The sequence below is a fragment of the Mycobacterium sp. ITM-2016-00317 genome, from assembly GCF_002968295.1.
Taxonomy (GTDB): domain Bacteria; phylum Actinomycetota; class Actinomycetes; order Mycobacteriales; family Mycobacteriaceae; genus Mycobacterium.
On record NZ_CP134399.1, the window covers coordinates 2580872 to 2603189 of the forward strand.

The 22318-nt window shown below is 70.2% G+C and carries 18 protein-coding genes and 1 pseudogene; 17 read left to right on the top strand and 2 right to left on the bottom strand.

The annotated features are described in order from the left end of the window. Window positions 1-130: 130 nt before the first annotated feature. The 12 genes from pyrR to metK all read left to right on the top strand — a co-directional run bounded on the left by pyrR (window position 131) and on the right by metK (window position 12996). Window positions 131-673, top strand: coding sequence for a bifunctional pyr operon transcriptional regulator/uracil phosphoribosyltransferase PyrR (pyrR, locus tag C6A87_RS12370; protein WP_396837093.1), 543 nt, complete (start codon window positions 131-133; stop codon window positions 671-673). Beyond that, window positions 670-1617: an aspartate carbamoyltransferase catalytic subunit gene (locus C6A87_RS12375; protein WP_311117480.1), complete on the top strand. Its 948-nt coding sequence runs from the start codon at window positions 670-672 to the stop codon at window positions 1615-1617. The genes pyrR and C6A87_RS12375 overlap by 4 nt, the downstream gene beginning before the upstream one ends. Beyond that, window positions 1614-2903 carry a dihydroorotase gene (locus C6A87_RS12380; RefSeq protein WP_311117481.1) on the top strand — a complete coding sequence of 430 codons (1290 nt, stop codon included), beginning with the start codon at window positions 1614-1616 and terminating at the stop codon, window positions 2901-2903. The genes C6A87_RS12375 and C6A87_RS12380 overlap by 4 nt, the downstream gene beginning before the upstream one ends. Then, on the top strand, window positions 2900-3403 hold the full coding sequence (locus C6A87_RS12385; protein ID WP_311117482.1) for a transporter: 504 nt from the start codon (window positions 2900-2902) through the stop codon (window positions 3401-3403). The genes C6A87_RS12380 and C6A87_RS12385 overlap by 4 nt, the downstream gene beginning before the upstream one ends. Beyond that, entirely contained in the window at window positions 3400-4539 is a 1140-nt protein-coding gene (gene carA / locus C6A87_RS12390) for a glutamine-hydrolyzing carbamoyl-phosphate synthase small subunit (RefSeq protein ID WP_311117483.1), read from the top strand. The genes C6A87_RS12385 and carA overlap by 4 nt, the downstream gene beginning before the upstream one ends. Next, the gene (carB, locus tag C6A87_RS12395) at window positions 4539-7877 is read left to right on the top strand and encodes a carbamoyl-phosphate synthase large subunit (RefSeq protein WP_311117484.1); all 3339 of its coding nucleotides are present in this window, start codon (window positions 4539-4541) and stop codon (window positions 7875-7877) included. The genes carA and carB overlap by 1 nt, the downstream gene beginning before the upstream one ends. A gap of 2 nt (window positions 7878-7879) precedes the next feature. After that, a complete protein-coding gene (pyrF, locus tag C6A87_RS12400) occupies window positions 7880-8698 on the top strand; it encodes an orotidine-5'-phosphate decarboxylase (protein WP_311117485.1) in 819 nt (272 codons plus the stop codon). 380 nt (window positions 8699-9078) lie between these two features. Then, window positions 9079-9396, top strand: a complete 318-nt coding sequence (gene mihF, locus C6A87_RS12405) for an integration host factor, actinobacterial type (RefSeq protein WP_003932123.1) — start codon at window positions 9079-9081, stop codon at window positions 9394-9396. 7 nt (window positions 9397-9403) lie between these two features. Continuing rightward, complete coding sequence (gene gmk, locus C6A87_RS12410) at window positions 9404-10015, top strand: guanylate kinase (RefSeq protein ID WP_311117486.1); 612 nt, start codon at window positions 9404-9406, stop codon at window positions 10013-10015. 55 nt (window positions 10016-10070) lie between these two features. Then, complete coding sequence (gene rpoZ, locus C6A87_RS12415; RefSeq protein WP_003932125.1) at window positions 10071-10373, top strand: DNA-directed RNA polymerase subunit omega; 303 nt, start codon at window positions 10071-10073, stop codon at window positions 10371-10373. Between the two features lie 16 nt (window positions 10374-10389). Beyond that, window positions 10390-11637 carry a bifunctional phosphopantothenoylcysteine decarboxylase/phosphopantothenate--cysteine ligase CoaBC gene (gene coaBC / locus C6A87_RS12420; RefSeq protein ID WP_311117487.1) on the top strand — a complete coding sequence of 416 codons (1248 nt, stop codon included), beginning with the start codon at window positions 10390-10392 and terminating at the stop codon, window positions 11635-11637. A gap of 150 nt (window positions 11638-11787) precedes the next feature. Then, the gene (gene metK / locus C6A87_RS12425) at window positions 11788-12996 is read left to right on the top strand and encodes a methionine adenosyltransferase (protein WP_311117488.1); all 1209 of its coding nucleotides are present in this window, start codon (window positions 11788-11790) and stop codon (window positions 12994-12996) included. Window positions 12997-13081: 85 nt separating this feature from the next. On the opposite strand, the pseudogene C6A87_RS12430 reads toward metK, so the two are convergent. Beyond that, window positions 13082-13998, bottom strand: a pseudogene (locus C6A87_RS12430) (alpha/beta hydrolase). Between the two features lie 95 nt (window positions 13999-14093). Here C6A87_RS12430 and C6A87_RS12435 point away from each other — a divergent pair. Beyond that, a complete protein-coding gene (locus C6A87_RS12435; protein WP_311117489.1) occupies window positions 14094-14960 on the top strand; it encodes a TIM barrel protein in 867 nt (288 codons plus the stop codon). A gap of 6 nt (window positions 14961-14966) precedes the next feature. Here C6A87_RS12435 and C6A87_RS12440 read toward each other — a convergent pair whose 3' ends face one another. Further along, window positions 14967-18764 (bottom strand): alpha/beta fold hydrolase, encoded by a 3798-nt coding sequence (locus tag C6A87_RS12440; protein ID WP_311117490.1) that lies wholly within the window; start codon window positions 18762-18764, stop codon window positions 14967-14969. 270 nt (window positions 18765-19034) lie between these two features. On the opposite strand from C6A87_RS12440, the gene C6A87_RS12445 reads away from it, so the two are divergent. From C6A87_RS12445 to C6A87_RS12460, 4 genes are read left to right on the top strand one after another with little or no spacing between them, the layout of a single operon-like run. Beyond that, a complete protein-coding gene (locus tag C6A87_RS12445) occupies window positions 19035-19865 on the top strand; it encodes a glycosyltransferase family 2 protein (protein ID WP_396837049.1) in 831 nt (276 codons plus the stop codon). Next, window positions 19862-20821: a glycosyltransferase family 2 protein gene (locus tag C6A87_RS12450; RefSeq protein WP_311117491.1), complete on the top strand. Its 960-nt coding sequence runs from the start codon at window positions 19862-19864 to the stop codon at window positions 20819-20821. Before C6A87_RS12445 ends, C6A87_RS12450 begins: the two co-directional genes overlap by 4 nt. Continuing rightward, window positions 20818-21477, top strand: coding sequence for a hypothetical protein (locus C6A87_RS12455; protein WP_311117492.1), 660 nt, complete (start codon window positions 20818-20820; stop codon window positions 21475-21477). Before C6A87_RS12450 ends, C6A87_RS12455 begins: the two co-directional genes overlap by 4 nt. Beyond that, the gene (locus C6A87_RS12460; RefSeq protein ID WP_311117493.1) at window positions 21474-22298 is read left to right on the top strand and encodes a glycoside hydrolase family 16 protein; all 825 of its coding nucleotides are present in this window, start codon (window positions 21474-21476) and stop codon (window positions 22296-22298) included. The genes C6A87_RS12455 and C6A87_RS12460 overlap by 4 nt, the downstream gene beginning before the upstream one ends. The last annotated feature ends 20 nt before the right edge of the window (window positions 22299-22318 follow it).

A 22318-nucleotide genomic window follows, 5' to 3' on the forward strand; every position in this document is an offset into this window, starting at 1 on the left:
CGCTGCCCTGCGACGGTGCTAAGCTCGCCGCAGTTTCCGACATCCTTTAACGACCCGTCCAGTGAGGCGGAGAAGGAGGTCAGGCTCACTCGTGGGCTCAACCGACCAACCCGGTCACGACCGGGAGCTGATGTCCTCAGCGGACGTCAGCCGCACCATCGCTCGTATCGCCCACCAGATCATCGAGAAGACCGCGCTCGACGGTCCCGACGGACCTCGCGTCATCCTCCTCGGTATCCCCACTCGCGGCGTGACGCTGGCCACCCGGCTGGCCCGCAACATCGCCGAGTTCAGCGGCGTCGACGTGGCACACGGAGCCCTCGACATCACCCTCTACCGCGACGACCTGATGACCAAGCCGCCGCGGGCACTGGCGGCCACCTCCATCCCCGACGGCGGTATCGACGGCGCGCTGGTCGTCCTCGTCGACGACGTGCTCTACTCCGGCCGGTCGGTGCGCTCCGCGCTGGACGCGCTGCGCGACCTCGGCCGGCCGAAGTCGGTCCAGCTCGCCGTGCTGGTCGACCGCGGGCACCGCGAACTGCCGATCCGCGCCGACTACGTCGGCAAGAACGTCCCGACCTCGCGCGCCGAGAACGTCAAGGTCCGGCTCACCGAGGACGACGGCGTCGACGTGATCTCCATCGCACCCTACGGAGGGCCTGCCAGGTGAAGCACCTGCTGACCGCGGCCGATCTCAGCCGCGACGACGCCACCGCGATCCTCGACAACGCCGACCGGTTCGCCGAGGCGCTGGTGGGCCGCGAGGTCAAGAAGCTGCCCACGCTGCGCGGCCGCACCATCATCACGATGTTCTACGAGAACTCCACCAGGACCCGGGTGTCCTTCGAGGTGGCAGGCAAGTGGATGAGCGCCGACGTGATCAACGTCAGCGCCTCGGGATCCTCTGTCGCCAAAGGGGAATCGCTGCGGGACACCGCGCTGACGCTGCGCGCCGCGGGTGCCGACGCGCTGATCATCCGCCATCCCGCCTCCGGCGCCGCCCAGCAGCTTGCCGCCTGGACCGTCGACGAACACGGTGGCCCGTCGGTCATCAACGCCGGCGACGGCACCCACGAGCACCCCACCCAGGCACTGCTGGACGCGCTGACCATCCGGCAACGGCTCGGGTCCATCGAGGGCAGGCGCGTGGTCATCGTCGGCGACGTGCTGCACAGCCGGGTCGCTCGCTCCAACGTGGCGCTGCTGCACACGCTGGGCGCGGAGGTGGTGCTCGTCGCACCTCCGACGCTGTTGCCGGTCGGGGTCGCGGACTGGCCGGTGACCGTGTCGCAGGAACTCGACGCCGAGCTGCCGCTGGCCGACGCCGTGCTGATGCTGCGCGTGCAGGCCGAACGGATGAACGGCGGCTTCTTCCCGTCCTCCCGCGAGTACTCGGTGCGCTACGGGCTGTCGGAGAAGCGGCAGGCCAGGCTGGCCGAGCATGCCGTGGTGCTGCACCCTGGGCCGATGCTGCGCGGCATGGAGATCGCGCACTCGGTGGCGGATTCCTCGCAATCGGCAGTGCTGCAACAGGTTTCCAACGGTGTTCACGTCCGGATGGCGGTGCTGTTCCACCTGCTCGTCGGAGCTGAAGAGGAGGCGATCAGCGCATGACGGTTCTCAAGGGAGTCCGTCTCTACGGCGAGGGTGACCCGGTCGACGTGCTGGTGCGCGACGGGCAGATCGCCGAGATCGGCGAAGGCCTGACCGCGGGCGCCGACGACACGGTGATCGACTGCACGGGCCAGATCCTGCTGCCGGGCTTCGTCGACCTGCACACACATCTGCGCGAACCCGGCCGCGAGTACGCCGAGGACATCGAGACCGGTTCTGCCGCAGCGGCTCTCGGCGGCTACACGGCGGTGTTCGCGATGGCCAACACCGACCCGGTCGCCGACTCGGTGGTGGTCACCGATCACGTGTGGCACCGCGGCAGGGAGGTCGGCCTGGTCGACGTCCACCCCGTCGGCGCGGTCACCGTCGGGCTCAAGGGCAAGCAGCTCACCGAGATGGGGCTGATGGCCGCCGGCGCCGGCCAGGTCCGGATGTTCTCCGACGACGGTGCCTGCGTGGACGATCCGCTGGTCATGCGCAGGGCGCTGGAGTACGCCTCGGGCCTGGGCGTGCTGATCGCCCAGCACGCCGAGGAGCCCCGGCTGACCGTCGGCGCGGTGGCCCACGAGGGCCCGAACGCCGCCCGGCTCGGGCTGGCCGGCTGGCCACGCGCGGCCGAGGAGTCCATCGTCGCCCGCGACGCGCTGCTGGCCCGCGACGCCGGCGCCCGCGTGCACATCTGCCACGCCTCGACGACAGGCACCGTGGAGCTGATCAGGTGGGCCAAGGAACAGGGCATCTCGATCACCGCCGAGGTCACCCCGCATCACCTGCTGCTCGACGACACCCGCCTGCAGACCTACGACGGGCGCAACCGGGTGAACCCGCCGCTGCGCGAGGCCGCCGACGCCGTGGCCCTGCGGCAGGCGCTCGCCGACGGCGTGATCGACTGCGTGGCCACCGATCACGCGCCGCACGCCGAGCACGAGAAGATGTGCGAGTTCGCCAACGCCAAGCCCGGCATGCTGGGTCTGCAGACCGCTCTCTCGGTCGTCGCCGAGACCATGGTCGAGCCCGGCCTGCTGACCTGGCGTGACGTGGCCAGGGTGATGAGCGAGGCACCCGCGCGGATCGTCGGTCTGCCGGATCAGGGCCGACCGCTGGAGGTCGGTGAGCCGGCCAACCTGACCGTGGTCGACCCGGCGGCGCGCTGGACCGTACAGGGCCCGGCGCTGGCGAGCCGCTCGGACAACACGCCGTATGAGGACATGGAACTGCCGGCCGTGGTCACCGTGACGATGCTGCGCGGCAGGATCACCGCGCGCGACGGGAAGGTGACGGAGTGAACACCCCGACGCTGGTGGCCTCGCTGGTGCTCGCGGCGATCCTGGCGTTGCTGATCGCGGTGCTGATCCAGGCGATGATGCGTGGCTGGCGACGCCGAGTCGAACGCCAGGCCAAGCTGATCGGCACGCTGCCGTCGCTGCCCGACAGCGTGGGGCCGGCGCTCATCCCTGCCACCAAGGGCCTCTACATCGGCAGCACGCTGGCGCCGCACTGGAACGACCGCGTCGCCGCCGGCGACCTGGGCTTCCGCGCCAAAGCCGTCCTCACCCGCTACCCCGAAGGAATCATGTTGCAGCGCACCGGCGCCGGGCCGATCTGGATACCCGACGACGCCATCTCCGAGATCCGCACCGAGAAGAACCTGGCCGGTAAGGCCCTGACCCACGAGGGCATCCTGGCGATCCGCTGGCGACTGCCGTCGGGGACCGAGATCGACACCGGGTTCCGCGCCGACAACCGCGGCGACTACGCGAAATGGCTCCCCGAGGAGGTGGCATGACGAACAAGGCCCTGCTGGTGCTGGAGGACGGCCGCATATTCACCGGCACGACGTTCGGCGCGGTCGGCGAGACCCTCGGTGAGGCGGTGTTCTCGACCGGGATGTCGGGATATCAGGAGACGCTCACCGATCCGAGCTACCACCGCCAGATCGTGATCGCCACCGCGCCGCAGATCGGCAACACCGGCTGGAACCACGACGACAGCGAAAGCCGCGGCGACAAGATCTGGGTCGCCGGCTACGCCGTCCGGGACCCGTCGCCGCGCGCGTCGAACTGGCGGGCCACCGGCACCCTCGACGACGAGCTCACACGTCAGGGCATCGTCGGCATCGCCGGCATCGACACCCGCGCGGTCGTGCGCCACCTGCGCAGCCGTGGCTCGATGAAGGCAGGCATCTTCAGCGGCGCCGCCGCCGAGGCGCCGGTCGAGGAACTGGTCAGCCGGGTGCGCGGTCAGGAGTCCATGCTCGGCGCCGACCTGGCCGGCGAGGTCAGCACCGACGCCGGATATGTGGTCGAACCCGAAGGGCCGCCGAGATTCACCGTGGCGGCTCTGGACCTGGGCATCAAGACCAACACACCGCGCAACTTCGCCAAGCGGGGCATCCGCAGTGTGGTGCTGCCGTCCGCGGCGACGTTCGAGCAGATCGCCGAGGTCAAGCCCGACGGTGTCTTCCTGTCCAACGGTCCGGGCGACCCGGCGACCGCCGACCACATCGTCGCCGTCACCCGCGACGTGCTCGAAGCCGGTATCCCGTTGTTCGGCATCTGCTTCGGCAACCAGATCCTGGGCCGGGCGCTGGGGCTGGCCACCTACAAGATGGTGTTCGGCCACCGCGGCATCAACATCCCGGTGATGGACCACACCACCGGCCGGGTCTCGATCACCGCGCAGAACCACGGCTTCGCGTTGGAAGGCGAGGCGGGCCAGACGTTCGACACGCCGTTCGGCCGGGCCGAGGTCAGCCACACCTGCGCCAACGACGGTGTGGTGGAGGGGGTCCGGCTGAGCAACGGCCGCGCCTTCTCGGTGCAGTACCACCCCGAGGCGGCCGCGGGCCCGCGGGACGCCGAATACCTCTTCGATCAGTTCATCGACCTCATGAACCAGGGCAAGCCCGGGGAGTCCAACTAATGCCACGTCGCCCAGATCTCAACCACGTCCTGGTGATCGGGTCCGGCCCGATCCTCATCGGCCAGGCCGCGGAGTTCGACTACTCCGGCACCCAGGCGTGCCGGGTGCTGCGGGCCGAGGGCCTGCAGGTCACCCTGATCAACTCGAACCCGGCCACGATCATGACCGACCCCGAGTACGCCGACCACACCTACGTCGAGCCGATCACCGCGGAGTTCGTCGAGAAGGTCATCGCCCAGCAGGCCGAGCGCGGCAACAAGATCGACGCGCTGCTGGCCACGCTCGGCGGCCAGACCGCGTTGAACACCGCGGTCAAGCTGTACGAGAACGGCGCCCTCGAGCGCTACGACGTGGAGCTGATCGGCGCGGACTTCGACGCCATCCAGCGCGGCGAGGACCGGCAGAAGTTCAAGGACATCGTCACCAAGGTCGGCGGCGAGTCCGCCCGCAGCCGGGTCTGCTACACCATGGACGAGGTGCGTGACACCGTCGCCGACCTCGGCCTGCCGGTGGTCGTGCGGCCCAGCTTCACGATGGGCGGTCTCGGGTCCGGCATGGCGTACTCGGCCGAGGACGTCGAGCGGATGGCCGGTGAGGGCCTGGCGGCATCGCCGTCGGCCAACGTGCTCATCGAGGAATCCATCTTCGGGTGGAAGGAATACGAGCTCGAGCTGATGCGCGACGGCCGCGACAACGTCGTGGTGGTGTGCTCGATCGAGAACTTCGACCCGATGGGCGTGCACACCGGCGATTCGGTGACCGTCGCCCCGGCGATGACGCTGACCGACCGCGAGTACCAGACCATGCGCACGCTGGGCATCGAGATCCTGCGTGAGGTCGGCGTGGACACCGGCGGCTGCAACATCCAATTCGCGGTCAACCCGGCGGATGGGCGGCTCATCGTCATCGAAATGAACCCGCGTGTGTCGCGGTCGTCGGCGCTGGCCTCCAAAGCCACCGGGTTCCCGATCGCCAAGATCGCGGCGAAGCTGGCGATCGGCTACACCCTGGACGAGATCGTCAACGACATCACCAAGGAGACGCCGGCCTGCTTCGAGCCGACTCTGGACTACGTCGTGGTCAAGGCGCCCCGGTTCGCGTTCGAGAAGTTCCCGGGCGCCGACGGCACGCTGACCACCACGATGAAGTCGGTGGGCGAGGCGATGTCTTTGGGCCGCAACTTCATCGAGGCCCTCGGCAAGGTGATGCGGTCCCTGGAGACCAGCCGCACCGGCTTCTGGACCGCCGCGGACCCCGACGGCGACGTCGATGAGGTGCTCACCCGGCTGCGCACGCCGACCGACGGCCGGCTCTACGACATCGAGTACGCGCTGCGCCTGGGCGCCGGCGTCGAACAGGTCGCCGAGGCCTCCGGGGTGGACCCGTGGTTCGTCGACCAGATCAGCGGGCTCGTGCGGCTGCGCGCCGAAGTGATCGACGCGCCGGTGCTGGGCGCCGAACTGCTGCGCCGCAGCAAGCACAACGGGCTCTCGGACCGCCAGATCGCGGCGCTGCGCCCGGAACTGGCGGGGGAGATGGGTGTGCGCGCGCTGCGGCAACGCCTCGGCATCCACCCGGTGTTCAAGACCGTGGACACCTGTGCCGCCGAGTTCGAGGCCAAGACGCCGTACCACTACAGCAGTTACGAGCTGGACCCCGCCGCCGAGACCGAGGTGGCCCCGCAGACCGAACGGCCCAAGGTGCTGATCCTGGGGTCGGGACCCAACCGCATCGGGCAGGGCATCGAGTTCGACTACAGCTGTGTGCACGCGGCGACCACGCTCAGCGAGGCCGGCTTCGAGACCGTGATGATCAACTGCAACCCGGAGACGGTGTCCACGGACTACGACACCGCCGACCGGTTGTACTTCGAGCCGCTGACGTTCGAGGACGTGCTGGAGATCTACTACGCCGAACAGCAGTCCGGGGAGGGCGGTCCCGGCGTGGTCGGGGTCATCGTGCAGCTCGGCGGGCAGACCCCGCTCGGGCTCGCCGAACGCCTGGAGAAGGCCGGGGTGCCGATCGTCGGCACGCCGCCCGAGGCCATCGACCTGGCCGAGGACCGCGGCGAGTTCGGTGAGGTGCTGCGCCGGGCCGGACTGCCCGCGCCTCGCTTCGGCATGGCCACCAGCTTCGACCAGGCCCGCCGGATCGCCGCCGAGATCGGCTACCCGGTGCTGGTCCGGCCGTCCTACGTGCTGGGCGGCCGCGGCATGGAGATCGTCTACGACGAGGACACCCTCGAGGGCTACATCACCCGCGCCACCCAGCTGTCGCCGGAACACCCGGTGCTCGTCGACCGCTTCCTCGAAGACGCGATCGAGATCGACGTGGACGCGCTGTGCGACGGGACCGAGGTCTACCTCGGCGGGGTGATGGAGCACATCGAGGAGGCCGGCATCCACTCCGGCGACTCGGCGTGTGCGCTGCCCCCCGTGACCCTGGGGCGCAGCGACATCGAGGCGGTGCGGCAGGCCACCGAGGCGATCGCGTTCGGGATCGGCGTGGTCGGCCTGCTCAACGTGCAGTACGCGCTCAAGGACGACGTCCTCTACGTGCTGGAGGCCAACCCGCGCGCCAGCCGCACCGTGCCGTTCGTATCCAAGGCCACCGCGGTTCCGCTGGCCAAGGCGTGTGCCCGGGTGATGCTGGGCGCGAGCATCGCCCAGCTGCGGGAAGAAGGTGTGCTGGCGCGCACCGGCGACGGCGCCATGACCGCGCGCAACGCGCCGGTGGCGGTCAAGGAGGCGGTGCTGCCGTTCCACCGGTTCCGCAAATCCGACGGCTCCCAGATCGATTCGCTGCTCGGGCCGGAGATGAAGTCCACCGGCGAGGTGATGGGTATCGCCCACGACTTCGGCAGCGCGTTCGCCAAGAGCCAGACCGCCGCCTACGGCTCGCTGCCGTCACAGGGCACGGTGTTCGTGTCGGTGGCCAACCGGGACAAGCGCTCGCTCGTCTTCCCGGTCAAGCGGCTGGCCGACCTGGGCTTCAAGATCCTGGCCACCGAGGGCACCGCGGAGATGTTGCGGCGCAACGGAATTCCGTGCGACGAGGTACGCAAGCACTTCGAGGAGCCCAGCCCCGACCGGCCCGCGCTGTCGGCGGTCGACGCGATCAGGGCAGGCGATGTCGACATGGTGATCAACACCCCGTACGGCAACTCGGGGCCACGGATCGACGGGTACGAGATCCGTTCGGCCGCGGTGTCGATGAACATTCCGTGTGTGACCACGGTGCAGGGCGCCTCGGCGGCCGTGCAGGGCATCGAGGCGGGCATCCGCGGCGACATCGGCGTGATGTCGCTGCAGGAACTGCACAGCGTGCTGGGCTCCTGACGGTGAGCGGGTTCGGTGAACGTCTCGCCGAGGCCATGGCGCTGCGCGGCCCGCTGTGCCTGGGCATCGACCCGCATCCCGAACTGCTGCGGGCCTGGGGGCTGAGCACCGACGCCGCCGGGCTGGCCGCGTTCAGCGAGCTGTGTGTGGCGGCGTTTCAGGACTTCGCGGTGGTCAAGCCGCAGGTCGCGTTCTTCGAGGCGTACGGGTCGGCCGGCTACGCCGTGCTGGAGCGCACGATCGCCGACCTGCGGGAGGCCGGGGTGCTGGTGCTCGCCGACGCCAAGCGTGGCGACATCGGGTCCACCATGGCCGCCTACGCGGCCGCCTGGGCCGGTGACTCGCCGCTGGCCGCCGACGCGGTGACGGCATCGCCCTACCTGGGGTTCGGGTCGCTGCAGCCGCTGCTGGACACCGCCCGCGAACACGGCCGGGGGGTCTTCGTGCTGGCCGCGACGTCCAACCCGGAGGGCGCGTCGGTGCAGCGCGCCGCCGGGGCGGGCGGGCGCACGGTGGCGCAGTCGATCGTGGACGCCGCCGCCGAGGTCAACCGCAGTACCGGAAGCAGCGACGTCGGGGTGGTGGTCGGTGCGACGCTGGCCGACCCGCCTGACGTCAGCGCGCTGGACGGCCCCGTGCTGGTGCCGGGGGTCGGTGCCCAGGGCGGTCGCCCGGAGGCCCTCGCGGGCCTCGGAGGGGCGGCGCCGGGCCGGCTGCTGCCCGCGGTCTCCCGTGACGTGCTGCGGGCCGGTCCGGACCTCGCGAAGCTGCGCGCGGCCGCCGCGCGGATGCGCGACTCCGTCGCCTATCTGGGCAGCTAGGACGCTCGTCGCGCCGGGCGGTTGCGACACGCCCGACACGCGATGACCAGGGAAATTCTCAGAGGATCACGTCACCGCGCCACGTGCCCGGGGGCCACACGGCAGGTAGTTTCGCCGGCAAACATCCCGGAACCACGAATACCTGTCGTATGCAGGCTGTTTGGTATCGAAAGACCCCGGCAGGCGTGTGCCGACGCTGCGTCTGCGCAGACTGGGCAGGTGTCGGGCAGCGCGCTACACGCTGGGGTTTTGATGCGACAAGCCGGGGGTGGGGTTAGCTTTCGTCAGGCTGCGTGGGTACGGTCGTCCACGCTGGCTGGTTCTGGTTCCGCCACTACCAGCCGAGACAAATCAGTTGATGGACGATACGGAGGAAACCCGTGGCCCTTCCCCAGTTGACCGACGAACAGCGCGCGGCAGCGTTGGAGAAGGCTGCTGCCGCACGTCGAGCGCGAGCCGAGCTCAAAGACCGGCTCAAGCGCGGCGGCACCAACCTCAAGCAGGTGCTCAAGGACGCAGAGACCGATGAGGTCCTGGGCAAGATGAAGGTCTCCGCGCTGCTCGAGGCCCTGCCCAAGGTGGGCAAGGTCAAGGCGCAAGAGATCATGACCGAACTCGAGATCGCCCCGACCCGCCGGTTGCGCGGTCTCGGCGATCGCCAGCGCAAGGCCCTGCTGGAAAAGTTCGACTTTTCCTAAAAGGGCTGTGAGCGAGGGCAGAGGGCCGGACGGCGCATCCAGGGCAACGGTCCTGGTGTTGTCCGGCCCCTCTGCCGTCGGAAAGTCCACCGTCGTCCGGTGCCTGCGCGAGCGGATCCCGGACATGTACTTCAGCGTCTCGGCGACCACGCGCGCCCCGCGGCCCGGTGAAGTCGACGGAGTGGACTACTTCTTCGTGACGGCAGAGCGATTTCAGCAGCTCATCGACGAGGGCGCGCTCCTCGAATGGGCGGACATCCACGGCGGATTGCACCGTTCGGGCACCCCGGCCGCGCCGGTGCGTGCGGCCACCGAGGCGGGCAGACCGGTACTGATCGAGGTCGACCTCGCCGGTGCACGAGCGGTCAAACGGGCGCTGCCCGAGGCCGTCACCGTGTTCCTGGCACCCCCCAGCTGGGAGGTGCTGGAGCGGCGCCTGATCGGCCGGGGCACCGAGACACCCGAGGTGAGGGCGCGCAGGCTGCAGACCGCCAGAGACGAGTTGGCGGCGCAGGGCGACTTCGACCGCGTGGTCGTCAACGGGCAATTGGAGTCTGCCTGCGCAGAATTGGTATCCTTGCTGGTGGCCCACGCGCCGGTGCGGCACGACCAGGCTTGATCGCCCCCTGCACCATCCGACGCTTCATCTTCACAATCGCCAGGAGAACTTCTACGTGAGCACCCCGCACGCCGACCCGGTGGGCATCGATCCGGCCGCCGCCAGCGCCTACGACACACCGCTGGGCATCACCAACCCGCCCATCGACGAGCTGCTGGACCGCGCGTCGAGCAAGTACGCGCTGGTGATCTACGCCGCCAAGCGTGCCCGCCAGATCAACGATTACTACAACCAGCTCGGCGACGGCATCCTCGAATACGTCGGCCCGCTCGTCGAGCCGGGGCTGCAGGAGAAGCCGCTGTCGATCGCGATGCGCGAGATCCACGGCGACCTCCTCGAACACACCGAGGGCGAGTAGCCGGGGCGGCCCCCCAGTGGAGCGCAAGCGGATCATCGTCGGCGTCGCCGGTGGCATCGCTGCCTACAAGGCCGCTTCGGTGGTCCGCCAGCTGACCGAGGCAGGGCACAGCGTGCGGGTGGTTCCCACCGAATCCGCGCTGCGTTTCGTGGGCGCCGCGACGTTCGAGGCGCTGTCGGGCAACCCGGTGCACACCGGCGTGTTCGAGGACGTCCACGAGGTGCCGCATGTGCGGATCGGCCAGACCGCCGACCTCGTCGTCGTCGCTCCGGCGACCGCCGACCTGCTGGCCCGGGCCACCGTCGGGCGTGCCGACGACCTGCTGACCGCGACACTGCTGACCGCGCGGTGTCCGGTGCTCTACGCGCCGGCGATGCACACCGAGATGTGGCTGCACCCGGCGACCAGCGAGAACGTGGCGACGCTACGCAAGCGCGGAGCGGTCGTCATGGAGCCCGCCTCGGGTCGGCTCACCGGCGCCGACACCGGACCCGGACGACTTCCCGAGGCCGAGGAGATCAGCACGCTGGCCCAGCTGCTGCTGGCCCGCGCCGACGCGCTGCCCTACGACCTGGCCGGCGTGAAGGTCCTGGTGACCGCCGGCGGCACCCGTGAGCCGATCGACCCGGTGCGCTTCATCGGCAACCGCAGCTCCGGCAAGCAGGGCTACGCGGTGGCCCGGGTGATGGCCCAGCGCGGCGCCGACGTCACCCTCATCGCCGGTAACACCGCCGGACTGGTCGGCCCGGCAGGCGTGCACGTCGCCCATGTCGGATCGGCCGCGCAACTGCGCGACGCGGTGTCCAAGCACGCGCCGGACGCGAACGTGCTCGTGATGGCCGCCGCGGTGGCCGACTTCCGGCCGGCCAACCCGGCCACGAGCAAGATCAAGAAGGGTCCGACCGAAGAGGGCGACCCCACCATCGAGCTGATCCGCAACGACGACGTGCTGGCCGGCGCAGTCCGGGCCCGCCGCGACGGACAGCTGCCCAACATGCAGGCCATCGTAGGATTCGCCGCCGAGACCGGCGACGCGAACGGCGACGTGCTGTTCCACGCCCGGGCCAAGCTGCGGCGCAAAGGCTGCGATTTGCTGGTCGTCAACGCGGTCGGAGAGAACCGGGCCTTCGAGGTAGACCACAACGACGGGTGGCTGTTGTCGGCCGACGGCACGGAGACGGCGCTGGAGCATGGGTCGAAGACCGTCATCGCGAGTCGTATTGTGGACGCGATCGCAGGTTGCCTGCACTCAGGTGGAGGGTAGGCCAGACAGCACACGTCAGCGTGCGCGTAAGGGTTGCGCGCAGCGGGGGGACACGCTTGGGTGCTAGAGGCACCCGGCGCGGCGTTGCCTCCGCAGGTATAAGTTGACTGACTAACTATCTCAGGTTCGCTTGAGTGGAAGGAATCGGACGTGAGTGAAGCTCGGCTGTTTACCAGTGAGTCGGTGACCGAAGGACACCCCGACAAGATCTGTGACGCCATCAGCGACTCGGTGCTCGACGCGTTGCTCGCCGAAGATCCCAAGTCCCGCGTCGCGGTGGAGACACTGGTGACGACCGGGCAGGTACACGTCGTCGGTGAGGTCACCACCGCCGCCAAGACGGCGTTCGCCGACATCACCAACACCGTCCGGGAGCGCATCCTGGAGATCGGCTACGACAGCTCGGAGAAGGGCTTCGACGGCCTGACCTGTGGCGTGAACATCGGCATCGGCGCGCAGTCGCCGGACATCGCCCAGGGCGTGGACACCGCACACGAGACCCGCGTCGAGGGTGCCGCCGATCCGCTGGACTCCCAGGGCGCCGGCGACCAGGGCCTGATGTTCGGCTACGCGATCGCCGACACCCCCGAGTTGATGCCGCTGCCGATCGCGCTGGCCCACCGGCTCTCGCGCAAGCTGACCGAGGTCCGCAAGAACGGCACGCTGGCCTACCTGCGTCCCGACGGCAAGACCCAGGTCACCGTGCAGTACGACGGCACCACCCCGGTGCGCCTCGACACCGTGGTGCTGTCCACCCAGCATGCCGACGGCATCGATCTGGAGAGCCAGCTGGCCCCCGAGATCAAGCAGCACGTCATCGACGCGGTGCTCACCGAACTCGGCCACGAGACGCTGGACACCTCGAACCCGAGGATCCTGGTCAACCCGACCGGCAAGTTCGTCCTCGGCGGACCCATGGGTGACGCAGGCCTGACCGGCCGCAAGATCATCGTCGACACCTACGGAGGCTGGGCTCGCCACGGCGGCGGTGCGTTCTCCGGCAAGGATCCGTCCAAGGTGGACCGTTCGGCGGCGTACGCGATGCGCTGGGTGGCCAAGAACGTCGTCGCCGCCGGCCTGGCCGAGCGCGTCGAGGTTCAGGTCGCCTACGCGATCGGCAAGGCTGCGCCCGTCGGTCTCTTCGTCGAAACCTTCGGCTCCGAGACCGTCGACCCGGTCAAGATCGAGAAGGCCATCGGCGAGGTCTTCGACCTGCGTCCCGGTGCGATCGTCCGCGACCTGGACCTGCTGCGCCCCATCTACGCGCCGACCGCGGCGTACGGGCACTTCGGCCGTACCGACATCGACCTGCCGTGGGAGCAGCTGAACAAGGTCGACGAGCTCAAGGCCGCCGTCTAGTCTCCCGAGTTTGCGCTGAGGGTCGTGATCCTTCCGGGATCACGACCCTCACTGCATTTTCGGCCGTTCACCCGCCGACCGCTCCCTACTTCAGCGCAGAACGCAGCGCGGCCAGCCCTCGATCGGTGGCCTCGGTGGCCGCGGGCACGATGCCGGCGTACCCGAGGTAGCCGTGCACCAGCGACTCGGCGTGATGCACCTCGACCGGCACGTCGGCCGCGGTGAGCAGTTCGGCGTAGCGGAGTCCGTCGTCGCGCAACGGGTCGTGCCCGGCGACGGCGATGTAGGCCAGCGCCAGGCCGGCGAGGTCGCCACGCGCGGGCACCAGGGTGGCCGGCGGGTCGGACAGATCGGTGTCGGCGACGTACCAGCGGGTGAGGCCCTTGCACGCGGCCAGGTTCAGGACCGGCGCGTCGGCGTTCTCGGTGAACGACGGCAGCGAGGTGTCGAACGTCGTCGACGGGTACCACAGCAGCTGGAACCGCAGCGACATACCGGCGTCGCGGGCCGACTGCGCGACCACCGCGGCGAGGTTGCCGCCCGCCGAGTCACCGGCCACGGCCAGCCGTTCCGGGTCGGCGCCGAGCTCGGCGGCGTTGTCGGTCACCCACCGGGTGGCGGCCCAGACGTCCTCCACCGCAGCCGGATACGGATGCTCGGGGGCCAGCCGGTACTCCACCGAGACCACCACCGCGCCGGCGCCCATGGCGTGCATGCGCGCCGTGCCGTCGTAGGTGTCGAGGTCACCGATGCTCCAGCCGCCGCCGTGGATGAACACCACCAGCGGCAGCACGGCGTCCTCGGCGGCGGACGGTACACGCGCACCGCGATCGGTCCCGCCGGTCCGTCGATAGTGCGGTCCTGCGCGGTGACCTCAGGAAGGATCGGATTGCGGGGCAGTTCCGCGAACCGGCGCCGGGCCTGCTCGGGGCCGCCCTCGGTGGTCAGCTGGAACGGGACGACCTCCAGCACCTTCTGCAGTACGGGATCCAACTCAGCCATGGCACACACCGTACGCACCCGGGCGACGGGGGTAGCCGCCCACCACGGCATATTTTCGCCGAGAATGGGGCTACCCCGCAGAGTGAGGAACGTCCGTGAGCTTTCTGCCAGGCCGTCGGAAGCCGGTTGCCGACCAGGCCCGCCCCATCTGTCTGGCCCCGCTGACCGTGCTCGAGCTGGGCCCGCCCGAGTTGGTGGCCTGTGCGGCCGAGGCCGGCTACGACGGAGTCGGGCTGCGGCTGATCAGGGCCACCGAGCAGGAGCCGATCCGGCCGACCGTCGGCATCACCCCGATGATCCGCGAGACGCGGAGCCGGCTCGCCGACACCGGACTGTTCGTCCTGGACATCGAAGTGCTCCGACTGCGCCCCGAGACGCGGGTGCGTGACGACTTCACCGCGTTCCTGGAGACCGGCGCCTACCTGGGCGCGACTCAGGTCCTGGTCACCGGCAACGACCCCGACCACGGCAGGACCGCGGACAATCTCGCCGAACTCGGGCTGCTGGCAGCGGAATTCGGGTTGACGCCGAACCTGGAGCCGATGCCGTGGACGGAGGTGCGCGACCTCGGCGAGGCCGTGCGGATCGTCGGTCGCTGCGCGGACAGCGGGGCAGGCCTGCTCGTCGACGCGATCCACTACGACCGCGAACTGGCCACCCCCGAGGATCTGAGCAGGGTGCCCGACGAGTGGATCCGCTACGCGCAGATCTGCGATGCCGCGTTGCCACGCCCGGAGTCGGTGGACGAACTGCGCCACCAGGGTCGCTCTGCCCGGCTGTTTCCGGGGGAGGGCTGCATCGGGGTGGTCCCGATGCTGCGTGCGCTGCCGCTGGTGCCGGTCAGCGTCGAGGCTCCGGTGCAGTGGAACGCACCCGCGGGTGTGCGTGCCCGCGCCGCGTTGCGCTCGGCGCGCTCGGTGGTCGCCCTCGCCGATGCGGGGCAGCCTGCGCTGTCGGCTTGACCGACGTCAGGGGGTGAGGGGCGCCCGCGCCGTACCGATGAGATCGACGACCCGGGCGACATGCGGGTCCCTGACCACCGAATCGTGGTCACAGTGGATGCGCTCGACGGTCAGGTCGCCGGTCAGCAGCCGCGCCCACACCCGATCGTCGTCGAGGTTGAACGTGCTGAGCACCAACAGGGTTCGCCCGGAGTAGGGCCGGGGCCGGTGCAGTCGGCCGACCCGGACACCGACCTCGCGCAGTGCGGTGACCTTCTGCTCCGCGGTCCCCTCGGCGATCCCGGCCAGCGGGAGCCACAACCGGTGCCGCCACAGCACCGACCGGTCGGCAGGCGTCTGCTCGAGCAGCGTGGACCGCACCCCGGGCAGGTGCCGCCGGGCTGCGCGCACGGTCCGCGGCGGCAGGAACGGGTCGAGCATCGCGACCAGTTCGACCTCGTGGCCCAGCGCCTGCAGGCGAGCGGCGACGTCGACGGCGATGAACGCCCCGAGCGAGTGACCGACCAGCCGGTACGGCCCTTCCGGTTGCAGCTCGAGCAGATCCGTCAGATGCCTGCGGGCAGCGCGCCCGACCGTCCAGTCCGGGACGGCCCGGTTCTCCAGCCCCTGCGCCTGGAACGCCACCACAGCGGTGCCGCGGTCGACCCGGTCGGCCAGCGGCGCGAAGGTCAGCGCCGAGGCGCCGGCACCGGCGAAGCAGAACAACGTGTCCCGGGTGCCGGCCGTCGGCGGGCGCAGCAGCACCGTCGTCGGCGCGAGCGGGTTACCTTGCGGGACAGGAACTCCGGACCGCCGCGCGGCCACCGTCCGGGCCAACTGGGCCACCGTGGGCGCACCGGCCACGTCCGAGGCCGTCAGCCGCACCCCGTGCTGCTCCCCGAGCGCGGTGATGAGCTGCTGGACGTTCAGTGAATCTCCGCCGAGCGCATAGAAGTTCTCGTCGCGGCCCACCTCGTCGAGGCGCAGCACCCGCGCCCAGGTGCGTGCGACGTCGGTCTCCAGGCCCGGCGCCGGAGGCAGGATCGGGCCGCGCGCCGGGGCAGGCAGTGCCCGCCGATCGACCTTGCCGCGCTCGTTCCGGGGCAGGGCCTCCAGCATCACCACATGGTGGGGCACCATCCAGGCCGGAAGTCGTTCGTGCAGTTGGGCCCGGATGTCGGCGACCGCCGGTGTGCGGATTCCGGGTACGGGCGCGACGTAGGCCGTCAGGGTCGGCGCCTCGGCCGTGGTGTCGGCCAGCACGAGCGCCTCCCGGATGCCGGGGCAGTCCAGCAGCGCGGCCTCCACCTCGGCGGGCTCGACCAGGTAGCCGCGGATCTTGAGGGCCGCGTCCATGCGCCCGAGCACCACCAGAACCCCGTCGTCGATGCGGGCCCGGTCGTTGGTGACGAAAGTGCGGCTGCCGTCCGGGTTCTCGGTGAAGGTGGTCGACGCGCCGGCGGGTGACAGATAGCCGGCAGCCAGGTACGGGGAGGTCACGGTCAACCGTCCCTGGTCGTCGACGGCCAGCGTCTTGTGCGGCACCGCCACGCCCGCCGGGACCACACCCGCGGGTATCGGGTCGCCGGGCCAGATGTCGAAGTGGGCGATGCCCAGCGTCTCCGACGATCCCGCCCAGTTGGTCAACACCGCATTCGGCGCCAGCACCCGGGCCCGGCGGAGAACGTTGCCGTACACCGGTTCACCGGTGGTCACGATGCGCCGCACCCGGTCCAGGCTGCGTCCGTGCGCGGCGTCAGCCACCGACTGCAGGAACGACGGGGTGCACATGACGATGTCGGTGTCGGCCAGCCGGTCGGCCGCGGCCTCAGGAGTGCAGCTGCGCGGGTCGACCACGATCACCTCGGCCCCCGACAGCAGGGACCCGATCATCACGTTGAGCCCGGCGGCGAAGCTGACCGGCATGCACAGCGCGACCCGCGCACCGTCGACGATGCCGAACCGGTCCCGGTGCAGGATCCAGTCACTGAGCCACGTCCCGTTGACGTGCAGCACGGCCTTGGGTTCGCCGGAGGAACCGGAGGTGAACTGGATGCTGGTCACCGTCTGCACACCCAGCTGCGGAGCCTCGGCCTGCATCGCCGGCGCATCGCCGACCCGGTCGGCCGGCCACACCGGATACCGGCCACCGAGTTGTGCGGTCAGCCGGTCGCCGTCCTCGACCACCACGGTGCCCAGAGGGCGGGCCTGCTGCTCGAGCGCGTCGAAGATATGGGTCATCCGGTCCACCGGCAGCCCGGTGTCCAGCGGAACCAGCGGGGCGCCGGAGGCGAAGCTGCCCAGGATCACGGCGGCGGTGTGCGGGGTCAGGTCACCGACGAGAGCGACCGCGGACCGCGGGTCGGGGCGGGCGGCCAGCGCCGCCGCCCAGCCGGCCGCGGCGGCGTGCAACTCGCCGTAACTGAGGGAGCCGCGGTCGGTGTGCAGCGCGATGTGGTCCGGTTTCTGTGCCGCGACCTCGGCGAATCGTGCTGCCACCGAGTCATGCTCGACGTCGCCGAAGCGGGACAGGTCCGGCCGGGTGACCGCGGGCGGCACAGAATCGAGGGCCTGGCCGCGTGGGGTCGCGGCGACCTTGCGCAGCAGCAGCACGGTGGGCACCAGCAGGATCAGGGTGTTGAGCAGTTCGGCGGCCAGGTAGGTGTAGCCGATCGCGTCGATGCCCCAGCGCCTCGTGGTCAGCGTGACCCCGCTGACCACCACGATGCCGAGCAGCAGCTGTGCGGCCACCGCGAGCCGCAACCGGCGCTGCAGCCGGGCCAGTGCGGTGTAGACGGTCATCAGCGCCACCGAGGGCAGGGTGAGGGCCATGATCCGGATCAGGGTGGTGCCGTGCTCGGCGTACTGCGGTCCAAGGATGCCGAGGATCAGCGGCGCGCTGACCAGCAGGGCCGCGCAGCCGGTCAGTGCGGCGCCGCCACACAGCAGAACGAAACGCACTGTGCAGGAGCGCAGGTCGGCGCCCGGTGTGGACGCGGCGGCGATGAACGGCGCGGCGGTGGCCCCGACGAGCACGCCGAGCGTGTTCACCACCAGCCAGCACATGGAGAAGTACGCGTTCATCTCGGTGCCGAGTTGGGCGACGACGATCAGCGGCACCAGCAGCGGGACCGTCACGCCGACGGCGTTGATGGCGTACGAGCTGGCGAAGAACTGGACCAGTTCGCGCCGCGGGGGCAGGGTGGCGGCCCCGTCGCGGCGCGCGGTCTCGCGCCGGATCACCACCACCGCGATGATCGCGGTGATCACCGCGGCGGGCAGCACCCAGGACCACACGATCGCGGCTCCGGTGCCCAGTGGGATCAGCGCGGCGACCGCGACGAGCTTGGCGGTGGACTGGCCGATGTTCTTGGTCGCGATCATCCGGGCCCGGCTCAGCCCTATCAGGATCTGGTCCTGCAGCGCGTATACCGCCAGCACCGCGACGAACGCCGGGAACACCACGGCCTCAGGCCACTTCGGGAACAGCGCGGCACGGGGGCCGAGCAGGACGAACACGATTCCGAACAGCAGAGCGGTACACGAGACCAATGCGACGCCGGTGCGCACCACCCGTTGGGTGTGGCCGCCGGCCAAGGGCAGGAAGCGTTCATAGAGGCTGCCGAGGCTGAAGTTGGCCAGGATCGCGATCAGGGCCGCCGACGAGATGATCGCCGACGCCCGCCCGACCTCGGCGGCGTCGTACCCGCGCGCGGCCACCGTCCAGAACACGAAACCGAGCACCCCGGTGGCTGCGCTCGACGTCATCACCGCGGCGATGTCGATGCCGAGACCGGGGGAGGTGGGGCGGCCAGTCGTCGGCATCGTGGGTCCTAAGTGGGCGAGGGCTCGAAGGGGGTCGGACGGGGCCGTCGATGACCGCTGAATCACGATACTAGAGCGGCCAGAGTTTGCTTAGGCTACCCAAACTTGTGATGCTGCTCATAGACGGCGAGGGAGCGCCCACAACGAGCCTCCCGTTGACTAAGGTAACCCTCAGCTAATGGCCGTCGGTGTCACGGCCAGTCTCGTCAACCCCAAGTGCGCTCCGTTGCAGATTGCGCAGAAGCAAGGTAGGACAAGGAGTTTGACCACGTGACGGAGATCGTTCCGGAGTCCGACGTGCGCGTTCCAGCGGACATCGGCAATCTGCTGGCAAATATCGACAAGCCCGCGCGGCCCGACGGGGGCCGACCGACCGTCACCGTGGTCCTGCCCGTCCGCAATGAGGTGCGCAACCTGTCCTACGTCGCGCAGCGGATGCCGCCGGTCGACGAGATCGTGGTCGTCGACGGCGGGTCCGTCGACGGCACGGCCGACGAGGCACGCCGGTTGTGGCCGAACGCCACGGTGATCGAGCAGAGCCGCGCAGGCAAGGGCAACGCGCTCGCGTGCGGCTTCCTGGCCGCCACCGGGGACATCATCGTGATGATCGACGGCGACGGTTCGACCGACCCCGCCGAGATCCCGCGCTTCGTCGACGCACTCGTCGGCGGGGCCGACCTGGCCAAGGGCAGCCGATTCTCCCGCGGCGGGGGCAGCGACGACATCACCCACTTCCGGCGGCTGGGCAACAAGGGCCTCAACTGGCTGGTGAACCGTTTGTTCAGGACGCAGTTCAGCGATCTGTGCTACGGCTACAACGCTTTCTGGCGGCGCAACCTGAACTGCCTCGACCTGCCTGCGACCGACCTGCCGGAACCGCAGTGGGGCGACGGATTCGAGATCGAGACCGTCATCAACGTCCGAGCCGCGCGCAGCGGCTGGCTGATCCACGAGGTGGGCAGCTTCGAGGGCAGGCGAATCTACGGGCGCTCCAACCTGAATGCGGTGACCGACGGGCTGCGGGTGCTGCGCACCATCAACCGCGAGCGCCGGGAACACCGGGACACACGTGCCGCCGCGGGCGCTGGTTGGTCGCGGTGACCGCGCACCCCCTACCGCTCGAGGACACCGGCCCGGCCGCGATCTCGGTGAGTGTGGTGATCTGCTGCTACACCAGTGGCCGCAGGCAGATGCTCGGCGAGGCCGTCGGCGTGGTGCTGCGTCAACTGCGCCCCGACGACGAGCTGATCCTCGTCGTCGACGGCAACGAGGTCCTGCAGCGGGACCTACACGACGCCTACGGTGCGTCGGTGACGGTGTTGCCCAATCGATTCCGGCGAGGCCTCGCCGGCGCCAGGAACACCGGCCTGCAGGCTGCCACCGGTGAGGTCGTCGTGTTCCTCGACGACGACGCGGTACTGCACCCCGACGCGCTCGGCGACGCGCGCGCGGCGTTCGCCGACTCCACCGTGACCGCGCTCGGCGGGGCGGTCCATCCGTCCTGGCACGCCGGGCGGCGACCCGCGTGGTTTCCCCCGGAGTTCGGTTGGGTCGTCGGATGCGACTACCGCGGGTTGCCGCCCGACGGGTCCGCGATCCGCAACCCGATCGGCGCTGCGATGGCCGTACGCAGAAGCGACCTCGCCGGTATCGGCGGGTTCTGTGACGAGCTCGGCCGGGTCGGCAGCCTGCCCGCGGGCTGCGAGGAGACGATGATGGGCATCGAACTCGTCCGCCGCGATCCGGGTGCGCGGATCATCCGCCGCACCGGGTTCGCCGTGTCGCACGCGGTGCCGGCGGACCGCACGACGTTGTCGTACTTCGCGAGCCGCTGTTTCCACGAAGGCCGCAGCAAGGCGACGCTCGCCCGGCTCTGCGGAAGCGGTCCGGCGCTGCGCAGCGAGCGGGCGTACGCCACCAGGACGTTGCCGTCCGGGGTGTGGCACGCCCGCAGGTCTCCGGCCCGGGTGCTCGCGCTGGCGTTCGGGCTGCTGAGCACCACTGCCGGCTACCTGACCGGCCTGGCGGTCGCGGTGCTGCGGCAGGGGTCGCAATGACGAGAATCGCGGCGTGGCTGGCGAATCCGCGGGTCACGGCCTGGTGGTCGCTGGCACCGCTGGCCTACTTCGTAGTCGAGTGGGTGGTCTCGGCGACGTGGCGGGGTCACTACGGCTACCGCCGCGAGCAGCTGGGCCCACTCGGGATCGCGTTCTGCGGACCCGCGGGGGACTGGCCGTGCAGCCAGCTTTACCCGGCGATGAACGTGGGACTGGTGGTGACGGGACTGGCGGTTGCGTTCGTCGCGGTGAGCCTGTTCGTGCAGCGGTCAGTCGACCGCGGCCCCGCGCTGGCGCTGGCGGTCGCCGGGTGGGGCCTGGCCGCGTCGGGCCTGGTGACCTACCGGGTGGACTACGCCTGGAATCTGACGTTCGTCGTGATGTTCATGACCCTCGGCTCGGTCGCGGTGTTGTTCCTCGCGCTGGGTTCGGGAACGGCGATGTCGCCCGATCGGCGCGCCGTCGCGCTGATCTGCTCGGTGGTGAGCCTCGTCGGCTACCTGGCCTACATGGGCGGGCACATGGTCTTCGGGTCCGGCGGTGCGCAACGCATGGCGATCTACGGCGTCCTGCTGGCCGTCATCGCGGTCGGCACCACCGGATTCAGCCGCACCCGTGAGCGTGATCCGCAGGAACTCGTCGGGGAAACACCGTGACACAGCGCAACTTCCGGTGGGCGGTGCGGATCGCCGCGCTGGCGTGGGTGATAGCGGTCACCGGGTGCTCGGCGCCCGCGCCGGTCGGCAACGCGGAGTCGGGTGGACCCCGGGTCGTCTTCGCCGACGACTTCGACGGCCCCGCGGGGGCGCGACCGGCGCCGCAGTGGCGCTTCCAGACCGGTGCCGGCGGCTGGGGCAACAACGAGATGCAGACCTACACCGACCGCCCCGAGAACGTCAGCCTCGACGGCGCCGGACACCTGGCGATCAGCGCCCGCGGCGTGTCCTTGGACGGGATCACCTCCGCGCGGATCACCACCCAGGGCAGCGTCGAGTTCACCACCGGCCGTGCGGAGGCCCGGATCAAGCTGCCTGCCGGCGCCGGTCTGCATCCGGCGTTCTGGCTGCTCGGCAGCGACATCGACAGGGTCGGGTGGCCGGCCGCGGGGGAGATCGACGTGATCGAGACGCTCAACCACGCCGCCGAGTTCCATACCGGCGTGCACCTTCCGCGCACGGGATCGCCACGCGGTGAACAGATCTCGGCCTCCGGTCCGGTCCCGTTCCCGCTGGCCGACGAGTTCCGCACCTACTGGGTGGAACGCAGTCCCGGCCGCATCGTCACCGGTGTCGATGACATCACACTGTTCAGCGTCACCCCTTCCGACCTCGACGAGGGGAGTCGGTGGGTGTTCGACGCACCGTTCTTCCTGCTGCTCAACGTCGCCGTCGGCGGTGACTGGCCCGGACCGCCGGACGAGTCCACCCCGAACCCGTCGACCATGCTCGTGGACTGGGTCCGGGTGACCGCGCCGTGACGCCGCGCACCGTCGCCCCC

Coding starts and splice junctions, on each gene's coding strand:
- C6A87_RS12380 (WP_311117481.1), top strand. CDS start 1,614: ATGACGGTTCTCAAGGGAGTCCGTCTCTACGGCGAGGGTGACCCGGTC.
- pyrR (WP_396837093.1), top strand. CDS start 131: ATGTCCTCAGCGGACGTCAGCCGCACCATCGCTCGTATCGCCCACCAG.
- C6A87_RS12455 (WP_311117492.1), top strand. CDS start 20,818: ATGACGAGAATCGCGGCGTGGCTGGCGAATCCGCGGGTCACGGCCTGG.
- C6A87_RS12440 (WP_311117490.1), bottom strand. CDS start 18,764: ATGCCGACGACTGGCCGCCCCACCTCCCCCGGTCTCGGCATCGACATC.
- carB (WP_311117484.1), top strand. CDS start 4,539: ATGCCACGTCGCCCAGATCTCAACCACGTCCTGGTGATCGGGTCCGGC.
- carA (WP_311117483.1), top strand. CDS start 3,400: ATGACGAACAAGGCCCTGCTGGTGCTGGAGGACGGCCGCATATTCACC.